Below are 10366 nucleotides of genomic sequence, written 5' to 3' on the forward strand. Positions count from 1 at the left end.
CCTGGTAATAGGCTGAAGTGCGGCGCTATTTTCTTTGCGCTACATTAATGCGGCTGCATTTAGGGGTACGATTTTGCATTGAATCGTGCATACTGTGCGCTTTTTGTGGGCCAAGGGACTAAGCACACATTTGTTATTCAAACGAAAAGACTAGTCTATGAGCACTGATAATAAGCAATCATTACCCGCAGTAACGCTTGCGGCGATCGGGGTTGTCTACGGTGATATCGGCACCAGCCCGCTTTATACGCTTCGTGAATGTCTGTCCGGTCAGTTTGGTTTTGGTGTAGAGCGTGACGCCGTATTTGGTTTCCTCTCGCTCATCTTCTGGCTGCTGATCCTGGTGGTCTCCCTTAAGTATCTCTCTTTCGTAATGCGGGCTGATAACGCGGGCGAGGGCGGTATTCTGACCCTGATGTCCCTTGCCGGGCGCAATACGTCCGCAAGAATGACCTCCGTGCTGGTCATCATCGGCCTGATTGGCGGCAGCTTCTTCTATGGAGAAGTCGTGATTACGCCGGCGATTTCTGTAATGTCGGCCATAGAGGGGCTGGAGATTGTCGCGCCACAGCTTGATACGTGGGTGGTGCCACTCGCTATTATCGTGCTGACGTTGCTGTTTGCCATACAAAAACACGGTACCGGGCTGGTGGGTAAGCTGTTCGCGCCTATTATGCTGGCCTGGTTCCTGATCCTGGCGGCGCTGGGCTTACGCAGTATTATCGCCAACCCGGATGTCCTGCACGCGCTGAACCCAATGTGGGCGGTGCATTTCTTCCTTGAATATAAAGTGGTGTCGTTTGTGGCGCTGGGCGCGGTGGTGCTGTCCATTACCGGTGTTGAAGCGCTGTATGCAGATATGGGCCACTTCGGGAAACTCCCTATTCGCGTCGCCTGGTTTAGCGTGGTCTTGCCTTCACTGGTGCTGAATTACTTCGGTCAGGGCGCGCTGCTGCTTGCACACCCTGAAGCGATTAAAAACCCGTTCTTCCTGCTGGCGCCGGACTGGGCGCTGGTTCCGATGCTGATCCTGGCGACGCTGGCGACGGTCATTGCCTCTCAGGCTGTCATTTCCGGCGTATTCTCCCTGACGCGTCAGGCCGTGCGTCTGGGATATCTCTCCCCAATGCGCATTATCCATACCTCGGAGATGGAGTCTGGCCAGATCTACATTCCCTTCGTCAACTGGCTGCTCTATTTCGCGGTGGTGATTGTTATCGTCAGCTTTGAGCACTCCAGTAATCTGGCGGCGGCGTACGGTATCGCGGTAACCGGAACGATGGTGTTGACCTCTATTCTCTCCACCACCGTGGCGTACCGTAACTGGCACTGGAATAAGTTCCTCGTGGGGCTGATCCTGGTTGGCTTCCTCTGCATCGACGTGCCGCTGTTCTCTGCGAACCTCGACAAGATTGTCTCCGGCGGCTGGCTGCCGCTGACGCTGGGTCTGGTGATGTTTATTGTGATGACGACGTGGAAGAGCGAACGTTTCCGCCTGCTGCGTCGTATGCACGAGCACGGTAACTCTCTTGAGGCGATGATCGCCTCGCTGGAGAAGTCCCCACCGGTGCGCGTGCCGGGCACGGCGGTGTATATGTCTCGCGCGCTGAACGTGATCCCGTTTGCGCTGATGCATAACCTCAAGCACAACAAAGTGCTGCACGAGCGCGTGATCCTGCTGACGCTGCGTACCGAAGATGCGCCGTACGTTCACAACGTGCGTCGCGTACAGATTGAACAGCTGTCGCCAACCTTCTGGCGCGTGGTGGCAAGCTACGGCTGGCGCGAAACGCCGAACGTGGAAGAGGTGTTCCACCGCTGCGGTCTGGAAGGCCTGAGTTGCCGCATGATGGAGACGTCGTTCTTTATGTCCCACGAGTCGCTGATCATCGGCAAGCGCCCATGGTATCTGCGCCTGCGCGGCAAGCTGTATCTCATTCTGCAACGTAACGCCCTGCGTGCGCCTGACCAGTTTGAGATCCCGCCTAACCGCGTGATTGAGCTGGGGACGCAGGTCGAGATTTAACCCTTCTGAATATGCCGGGTGGCGCTGCGCTTACCCGGCCTACCAGACCCGTAGGCCCGTGCAAGCGTAGCGCCGCCGGGCAATTTTCCTCTATTGCATTTCACTTAGCGAAACGTTTCGACGTTGATCACAAATCCGTTACGTCATGATGGTTTTCTGAACACTTCTGCGGCTACACTGTTTTTAGCGAAACGTTTCGCTAGTGGAGCAAAAAATGAAGAAAGGCACAGTACTCAACTCAGAAATCTCATCGGTGATTTCCCGTCTTGGGCATACCGATACGCTGGTGGTTTGCGATGCAGGCTTACCGGTTCCGCGCAGCACAACCCGTATCGATATGGCGTTAACGCAGGGCGTACCCTCGTTCATGCAGGTACTGGAAGTGGTCACCGCGGAGATGCAGGTTGAGGCGGCCATTCTCGCGGCGGAAATCAAACAACATAATCCGCAACTCCACGAAACGTTGCTCAGCCACATTGAGCAACTGCAACAGCACCAGGGAAACACCATAGAAATTCGTTACACAACGCACGAGCAGTTCAAACAACAAACCGCAGACAGTCAGGCGGTGATTCGCAGCGGGGAGTGCTCCCCGTATGCGAATATCATTCTCTGTGCTGGCGTCACCTTCTGAGGCCATCATGGACGTATTACTGCAACTCAAAGGGATCGATAAGTCGTTCCCGGGCGTAAAAGCCCTCTCCGGTGCGGCGCTGAACGTCTATTCCGGGCGCGTCATGGCGCTGGTGGGCGAAAACGGCGCCGGCAAATCCACCATGATGAAAGTGCTGACCGGTATCTACCAACGCGATGCCGGTTCGCTGCTGTGGCTGGGTAAAGAGACCACCTTTAACGGCCCGAAATCCTCTCAGGAAGCGGGCATCGGCATCATCCACCAGGAGTTGAACCTGATCCCGCAGCTCACCATTGCGGAGAACATCTTCCTCGGCCGTGAGTTCGTGAACCGGTTTGGCAAAATCGACTGGAAAACCATGTATGCCGAAGCGGACAAACTGCTGGCGAAGCTGAATCTGCGCTTTAAGAGCGATCGACTGGTGGGCGACCTTTCCATCGGCGATCAGCAGATGGTGGAAATCGCGAAGGTGCTGAGCTTCGAGTCGAAGGTCATCATTATGGATGAACCGACCGACGCCCTGACCGATACCGAAACCGAATCCCTGTTCCGCGTGATCCGTGAGCTGAAATCCCAGGGCCGCGGCATTGTCTATATCTCACACCGCATGAAAGAGATCTTCGAGATCTGCGACGACGTCACCGTGTTTCGCGATGGGCAGTTTATTGCCGAGCGCGAAGTAGCAACCCTGACCGAAGATACGCTCATCGAAATGATGGTGGGACGTAAGCTCGAAGATCAGTATCCGCATCTGGAGAAAGCGCCGGGAGAAATCCGCCTGAAGGTGGATAATCTCTGCGGGCCGGGCGTGAATGACGTCTCCTTTACCCTGCGCAAGGGCGAGATCCTTGGCGTCGCGGGCCTGATGGGCGCGGGGCGCACCGAACTGATGAAAGTGCTCTATGGCGCACTGCCGCGCACCAGCGGCTACGTTACCCTCGACGGCCATGAGGTGGTCACCCGCTCGCCTCAGGATGGCCTGGCGAACGGCATTGTCTATATTTCCGAAGACCGTAAGCGCGACGGCTTAGTGCTGGGCATGTCGGTGAAAGAGAACATGTCCCTGACGGCGCTAGGCTATTTCAGCCGCAGCGGCGGCAGCCTGAAACACAAAGATGAGCAGCAGGCGGTCAGCGATTTTATCCGTCTCTTTAACGTTAAAACCCCATCGATGGAGCAGGCTATTGGCCTGTTGTCCGGCGGGAATCAGCAGAAAGTGGCGATTGCCCGCGGGCTGATGACGCGCCCAAAAGTGTTGATCCTTGATGAACCTACCCGCGGCGTGGACGTGGGCGCGAAGAAAGAGATCTATCAGCTGATTAACCAGTTCAAGGCCGACGGTCTGAGCATCATTCTGGTCTCTTCCGAGATGCCAGAGGTATTAGGCATGAGCGATCGCATTATCGTCATGCATGAAGGGCATCTCGGCGGTGAATTCACTCGCGAGCAGGCCACCCAGGAAGTTCTGATGGCTGCCGCTGTGGGCAAGCTTAATCGCGTGAATCAGGAGTAAGAAGATGACTACCCAGGCTGTTTCTGGTCGCCGCTATTTCACAAAGGCATGGCTGATGGAACAAAAATCGCTGATTGCCCTGCTGGTGCTGATCGCGATTGTCTCGACCATGAGCCCGAACTTTTTTACCGTCAATAACCTGTTCAACATTCTTCAGCAGACCTCCGTCAACGCCATTATGGCGGTGGGGATGACGCTGGTGATTTTGACCTCGGGTATCGATCTGTCCGTCGGTTCCCTGCTGGCCCTCACCGGCGCGATCGCCGCGTCGATTGTTGGTATTGAGGTCAACGCGCTGGTGGCCGTTGCCGCTGCGCTGGCGGCAGGTGCGGCAATTGGCGCCGTAACCGGCGTGATTGTGGCGAAAGGTCGCGTTCAGGCATTCATCGCCACGCTGGTGATGATGCTGCTGCTGCGCGGTGTGACCATGGTGTACACCAACGGTAGCCCGATTAATACTGGTTTTACCGATAACGCCGATCTGTTTGGCTGGTTCGGTATCGGTCGCCCGCTGGGTGTCCCGACCCCGGTCTGGATCATGGCTATCGTCTTCCTGGCGGCATGGTACATGCTGCACCATACCCGTCTGGGTCGTTATATCTATGCGCTGGGCGGTAACGAAGCGGCAACGCGCCTGTCCGGTATCAGCGTTAATAAAGTCAAAATTATCGTTTACTCCCTGTGCGGCCTGCTGGCGTCTCTGGCGGGCATCATCGAAGTGGCGCGCCTCTCCTCCGCGCAGCCAACGGCGGGTACGGGCTATGAGCTGGATGCCATCGCGGCAGTGGTTCTGGGCGGTACGAGCCTTGCGGGTGGTAAAGGTCGCATTGTTGGGACATTGATCGGCGCACTGATCCTCGGTTTCCTGAATAATGGTTTGAATTTGTTAGGTGTTTCCTCCTATTACCAGATGATCGTTAAGGCAGTGGTGATTTTGCTGGCGGTACTGGTAGACAACAAAAAACAGTAACTGACGACACTACAGGACATCTTAGATATGAACATGAAAAAACTGGCTACCCTGGTTTCTGCTGTCGCGCTGAGCGCAACCGTAAGTGCTAACGCCATGGCGAAGGACACCATCGCGCTGGTTGTCTCTACCCTGAACAACCCGTTCTTCGTCTCTCTGAAGGATGGCGCGCAGAAAGAAGCAGATAAACTGGGCTACAACCTGGTGGTGCTGGATTCTCAGAACAACCCGGCGAAAGAGCTGGCTAACGTTCAGGACTTAACCGTTCGTGGTACCAAAATCCTGCTGATCAACCCAACCGATTCCGACGCGGTCGGTAACGCCGTGAAGATGGCAAACCAGGCGAAGATCCCGGTCATCACCCTTGACCGTCAGGCAACGAAAGGGGATGTGGTCAGCCACATTGCGTCTGATAACGTACTGGGCGGTAAAATCGCCGGTGACTACATCGCGAAGAAAGCAGGTGAAGGCGCGAAAGTGATCGAGTTGCAGGGTATCGCCGGGACTTCCGCAGCCCGTGAACGTGGTGAAGGCTTCCAGCAGGCTGTAGCGGCGCACAAATTCAACGTGCTGGCGAGCCAGCCGGCAGACTTCGACCGTACAAAGGGCCTGAACGTCATGCAGAACCTGCTGACCGCGCATCCTGATGTGCAGGCGGTATTCGCACAGAACGACGAAATGGCGCTCGGTGCGCTGCGTGCGCTCCAGACTGCGGGTAAATCAGATGTGATGGTTGTCGGATTTGACGGCACGCCGGATGGTGAAAAAGCAGTAAATGATGGCAAACTGGCTGCGACCATCGCTCAGCTGCCTGAGCAGATTGGCGCGACTGGCGTGCAAACTGCCGATAAAGTGCTGAAGGGCGAAAAAGTTCAGGCCAAATATCCTGTTGACCTGAAACTGGTCATTAAGCAGTAAAGGCGATTCAGGCAGTCGCTGGCTGCCTGAGGGACACCAAATAAAAGAAAAGTGTGGCATACGCCACCGGGTAATACCGGTGGCGCTCTCAGATGGACACCTCAATACATGAAAACCGCAGGCAACCTCGTCGTCCTTGGCAGTATCAATGCCGATCACATTCTTAACCTTGAAACGTTCCCCACTCCGGGCGAAACCGTCACTGGCAATCAGTATCAGGTGGCGTTCGGCGGTAAGGGCGCAAACCAGGCGGTTGCCGCCGGACGCAGCGGGGCGAATATCGCGTTTATCGCCTGTACGGGTGATGACGATACCGGCGAGCGCGTACGCAAACAGCTGGCAAGCGACAACATCGACATTGCACCCGTCAGCGTGGTTGCAGGGGAATCTACCGGCGTGGCGCTGATTTTCGTCAATGCGGAAGGTGAGAATGTCATCGGTATTCATGCGGGGGCTAATGCCGCGTTAACGACTGAACGCGTCGAAGCGCAGCGTGGAATCATCGCCGGAGCGGAAGCCCTGCTGATGCAGCTGGAGTCACCGGTTGAAAGCGTGCTGGCCGCCGCGAAAATTGCGCATGAAAATCATACGTCTGTCCTACTTAACCCTGCGCCTGCCCGTGTATTATCAGACGAGCTGCTGGCGCTGGTGGATATCATCACCCCGAACGAAACCGAAGCGGAAAAGCTGACGGGTATCCGTGTCGAAAATGATGACGATGCCGCGCGTGCCGCGCTTGCACTGCATGAAAAAGGCATCGGCACCGTAATCATCACCCTCGGCAGCCGTGGGGTGTGGGCTAGCGTCAATGGCGAAGGCCGTCGCGTACCGGGCTTTAAGGTCAAAGCCATTGATACCATCGCCGCAGGAGACACCTTCAACGGTGCGCTGGTAACGGCGCTGCTGGAAGGAAAAGCAATGGATGACGCGATCCGCTTCGCGCATGCCGCCGCTGCGATTGCGGTGACGCGTAAAGGCGCTCAGCCTTCTGTTCCATGGCGTAAAGAGATTGATGAATTCTTAAGTCAGCAGGGGTAACGCTTGGCCACAATGAAAGATGTCGCCCGTATGGCGGGCGTTTCTACCTCGACTGTCTCCCACGTAATCAATAACGATCGCTTCGTCAGCGAGGCGATTCGGGAGAAAGTTGACGCTGCAATTAAAGAACTCAACTATGCGCCGTCTGCGCTGGCCCGCAGCCTGAAGCTCAACCAGACGCGCACCATCGGCATGCTGATCACGGCCAGTACCAACCCTTTTTATTCTGAACTGGTGCGCGGCGTGGAGCGCAGCTGCTTCGAGCGCGGCTACAGCCTGGTGCTGTGCAATACCGAAGGCGATGAGCAGCGCATGAACCGTAACCTGGAAACGCTGATGCAAAAACGCGTCGACGGGCTGCTGCTGCTCTGTACCGAAACGCATCAACCTTCGAAAGAGATCATCCAGCGTTATCCTTCTATTCCCACGGTGATGATGGACTGGGCGCCGTTCGACGGCACCAGCGATCTGATCCAGGATAACTCGCTGCTGGGCGGCGATATGGCGACTCAGCATCTGATCGATAAAGGTCATACCCGCATTGCCTGTATTACCGGCCCGCTGGATAAAACCCCGGCGCGCCTGCGTCTGGAAGGCTATCTTTCGGCCATGGAACGGGCGGGGCTTGCCATTCCTGATGGCTATCGCATCACCGGCGATTTCGAATTTAACGGTGGATTTGAAGCAATGCAGAAACTGCTGGCGCAAGAGCCGCGTCCGCAGGCGGTGTTTATCGGTAACGATGCGATGGCATTCGGAGCATATCAGGCGCTGTATCAGGCGGGATTACGTGTTCCGGACGATATGGCGATCGTCGGTTACGATGATATCGAACTGGCGCGCTACATGACGCCCCCACTGACCACCATCCATCAGCCGAAGGATGAACTGGGCGAGCTGGCCATCGATGTGTTGATCCACCGCATGGCCCAGCCCACGCTGCAACAGCAACGTTTGCAGCTTACTCCTGTTCTGATGGAACGCGGTTCGGTTTAGCCTTCTCTTTGTGACGCTCTTTAATCAGGTTCCGGCCGTCTTTTGGTTTTAACAACATAAAGACCACCGCCGATACCACGGTAAGCGCGCCCATAGTGATAAAGGTATAGTGGAACTGCTCAACGGTATTTGTACCGTCAAACCCTTCATAAAACCGTAGTACCGCCGCGCTCACGGCAACCCCGAGGCTGATCGACAGCTGTTGAGTGACCGCCAGTACGCTGTTGCCGCTGCTGGCATTCTCGTCGGTGAGGTCCGCAAGGGTGATGGTGTTCATCGACGTAAACTGCGTCGACATGGCCATACCCAGCACAAACAGCGGCAGGATCAGCATCCAGATTGGTAACGCCGCAGATTGCAGGGAGAACTGCGCAATCATCAATCCGATAAAGATCGTCACGCCAACCAGCGTCTTACGATAGCCAAACCAGCGCAGCACCTGCGTGACCGTCGATTTTGCCAGAATCGAGCCCATCGCCGTGGGCGCCATCATGCAGCCAGCAATCAGGGCCGGATAGCCGAAACCGACCTGGAGCATCAGCGGCATCAGGAACGGTACGCAGCCCGTGCCCAGACGCGAGGCAATATTGCCCGCGATCCCGACGGAGAACGTTCGGGTGTTAAACAGAGATAAAGAGATAAGCGGTGTCGGATGGCGACGCGCATGACGTATATATAGAAGGAACAGCAGAATACCGCTGAGGATGACGGCCAGCGCCAGCCACGTCGCTACGATTTTCTCGCCAAACAGCTCCATCCCGCTGGAGAACAGGACCAGGCTCAGGCCAAACAGGAAGAAACCACCCATATCGAAGCTGCGTCTTGGCGTGGTGAAGTTCGGCATATATTTGCGGGCATAAATCAGCCCTGCCACACCAATCGGAATATTAATCAGGAAGATCCAGTGCCAGCTAGCCCAGGTCACCAGTACGCCGCCGAGAACCGGGCCAAGTATCGGGCCGACCAGGCCCGGCATAGTCACAAAGTTGAGCACCGGGAGCAGTTCGCTGCGCGGATAGGCGCGTAATAACGCCAGACGCGCGACGGGCATCATCATCGCGCCGCCTATCCCCTGTAGAACGCGGAAGATAACCAGTTCCGTCAGAGAGGTGGAGAGGGCGCAAGCCAGAGAACCGAGCGTGAACAGCGTCACCGCCAGCATGAACACTTTGCGTGTGCCAAAACGATCGGCCAGCCAGCCGCTGACCGGAATAAGCATCGCCACCGTCAGGGTGTAGCTGATGATGGCGGATTGCATCGCCAGCGGGGAGCGGTTAAGGCTTTGGGCTATGGCGGGAAGGGCGGTATTGAGGATAGTGGCATCCAGTGCCTGCATAAAGAACGCCATGGCTGCAATCCACGGCAGTCCGGCCATACTGCGTGCTTTTTTCTCTGTCATTTATTTACCTGCTGGTGGGTTGGCGCGGCCAGCAACGCCTGGCACGCACTCAGGGCTCGCTGCCCGTCGCTCTCCTGAATGGCATCGACTATCGCCTGATGCAGATCCAGCTTCACCACCTCATCCTGCGTGATAGAGGTAAAGTAAGTGTGGTACACAGAATGGAATAAAGAAGCAAAGGAGGTCAGGAAAGGATTTCCGCTCATATTATAGATATGTTCATGCCAGGCCATATCGACCGCTATCCAGCGCTCGCGGTTAAAGTGCTTTTTCAGATCCACCATCTCTTCCATCAAAGTATTGAGCTGCGCTTTTTGCTCGGCTGTGCCGAGCGTGGCGGCAAGCAGGCAGGCCTGAGGCTCAAGACTGCTGCGCATGACCAGAAAGTGATCGACGACCTGATTAAAGTTATCTTCGGTCATCCACCAGGTGAGTAACTCCTGATCGAGAAAGTTCCAGTTTCCCTGAGGCATAACGCGGGTGCCAATGCGCGGGCGTGGAAGCACCATCCCTTTCGCCGTTAATGTTTTTACCGCTTCGCGAACGGCGGTACGGCTAACGCCAAACTGATCTCCCAGCTCCATCTCGCTTGGCAGGATGCTACCTGGAGCATATTTACCCGCTAAGATCAGCTGCGCCAGTTTCTCTGCCAGCACATAGGACAGGTTTTTTTGAGCTGCCAGCTGTTGTGCGCTTAATGGCATCGCTTTTATTCCTTAAATATTGATGCGGTTAATTATGCCATCTCAGGTGTGATTGTGGTTGCAGATACATCAAATAGAACAATTTGTAGCTGGATCTCATCGCTTTTGGTGAAAAAAAACACGGTCAGAAACTTTTTTTAAATTTCCTCTTGTCACTTCAGAAGAACT

At 55.7% G+C, this 10366-nt stretch carries 9 protein-coding genes; 7 read left to right on the plus strand and 2 right to left on the minus strand.

Annotated elements, in window-relative coordinates; genetic code table 11:
• Nucleotides 1-157 precede the first annotated feature (157 nt).
• From kup to rbsR, 7 genes are all read left to right on the plus strand, one after another.
• A complete protein-coding gene (gene kup / locus INF61_RS11835) occupies nt 158-2026 on the plus strand; it encodes a low affinity potassium transporter Kup (RefSeq protein ID WP_006808744.1) in 1869 nt (622 codons plus the stop codon).
• A gap of 214 nt (nt 2027-2240) precedes the next feature.
• Entirely contained in the window at nt 2241-2660 is a 420-nt protein-coding gene (gene rbsD, locus INF61_RS11840) for a D-ribose pyranase (RefSeq protein WP_003862392.1), read from the plus strand.
• A 7-nt stretch (nt 2661-2667) separates the two neighbouring features.
• The gene (gene rbsA, locus INF61_RS11845; protein ID WP_017383711.1) at nt 2668-4173 is read left to right on the plus strand and encodes a ribose ABC transporter ATP-binding protein RbsA; all 1506 of its coding nucleotides are present in this window, start codon (nt 2668-2670) and stop codon (nt 4171-4173) included.
• Nucleotides 4174-4177: 4 nt separating this feature from the next.
• The gene (gene rbsC / locus INF61_RS11850; protein WP_003862395.1) at nt 4178-5143 is read left to right on the plus strand and encodes a ribose ABC transporter permease; all 966 of its coding nucleotides are present in this window, start codon (nt 4178-4180) and stop codon (nt 5141-5143) included.
• Between the two features lie 27 nt (nt 5144-5170).
• On the plus strand, nt 5171-6061 hold the full coding sequence (gene rbsB / locus INF61_RS11855) for a ribose ABC transporter substrate-binding protein RbsB (protein ID WP_003862397.1): 891 nt from the start codon (nt 5171-5173) through the stop codon (nt 6059-6061).
• A 108-nt stretch (nt 6062-6169) separates the two neighbouring features.
• Nucleotides 6170-7099, plus strand: a complete 930-nt coding sequence (gene rbsK, locus INF61_RS11860; protein WP_045343944.1) for a ribokinase — start codon at nt 6170-6172, stop codon at nt 7097-7099.
• Nucleotides 7100-7102: 3 nt separating this feature from the next.
• Nucleotides 7103-8095 (plus strand): ribose operon transcriptional repressor RbsR, encoded by a 993-nt coding sequence (gene rbsR, locus INF61_RS11865; protein ID WP_003862402.1) that lies wholly within the window; start codon nt 7103-7105, stop codon nt 8093-8095.
• Here rbsR and mdtD read toward each other — a convergent pair.
• The gene (gene mdtD, locus INF61_RS11870) at nt 8061-9494 is read right to left on the minus strand and encodes a multidrug transporter subunit MdtD (RefSeq protein WP_003862403.1); all 1434 of its coding nucleotides are present in this window, start codon (nt 9492-9494) and stop codon (nt 8061-8063) included. The genes rbsR and mdtD overlap by 35 nt on opposite strands.
• Nucleotides 9491-10198, minus strand: a complete 708-nt coding sequence (locus INF61_RS11875) for a FadR/GntR family transcriptional regulator (protein ID WP_003862405.1) — start codon at nt 10196-10198, stop codon at nt 9491-9493. The genes mdtD and INF61_RS11875 overlap by 4 nt, the downstream gene beginning before the upstream one ends.
• Nucleotides 10199-10366: the final 168 nt, after the last annotated feature.

Origin of the sequence: Enterobacter cloacae complex sp. P18RS (assembly GCF_014982105.1) — a bacterium.
Classification (GTDB): Bacteria; Pseudomonadota; Gammaproteobacteria; order Enterobacterales; family Enterobacteriaceae; genus Enterobacter; species Enterobacter hormaechei_C.

Excerpts from the sequence above, each read along its gene's own strand:
- kup (WP_006808744.1), top strand. The coding sequence starts at position 158 with ATGAGCACTGATAATAAGCAATCATTACCCGCAGTAACGCTTGCGGCG.
- rbsD (WP_003862392.1), top strand. The coding sequence starts at position 2,241 with ATGAAGAAAGGCACAGTACTCAACTCAGAAATCTCATCGGTGATTTCC.
- rbsA (WP_017383711.1), top strand. The coding sequence starts at position 2,668 with ATGGACGTATTACTGCAACTCAAAGGGATCGATAAGTCGTTCCCGGGC.
- rbsC (WP_003862395.1), top strand. The coding sequence starts at position 4,178 with ATGACTACCCAGGCTGTTTCTGGTCGCCGCTATTTCACAAAGGCATGG.
- rbsB (WP_003862397.1), top strand. The coding sequence starts at position 5,171 with ATGAACATGAAAAAACTGGCTACCCTGGTTTCTGCTGTCGCGCTGAGC.
- rbsK (WP_045343944.1), top strand. The coding sequence starts at position 6,170 with ATGAAAACCGCAGGCAACCTCGTCGTCCTTGGCAGTATCAATGCCGAT.
- mdtD (WP_003862403.1), bottom strand. The coding sequence starts at position 9,494 with ATGACAGAGAAAAAAGCACGCAGTATGGCCGGACTGCCGTGGATTGCA.
- INF61_RS11875 (WP_003862405.1), bottom strand. The coding sequence starts at position 10,198 with ATGCCATTAAGCGCACAACAGCTGGCAGCTCAAAAAAACCTGTCCTAT.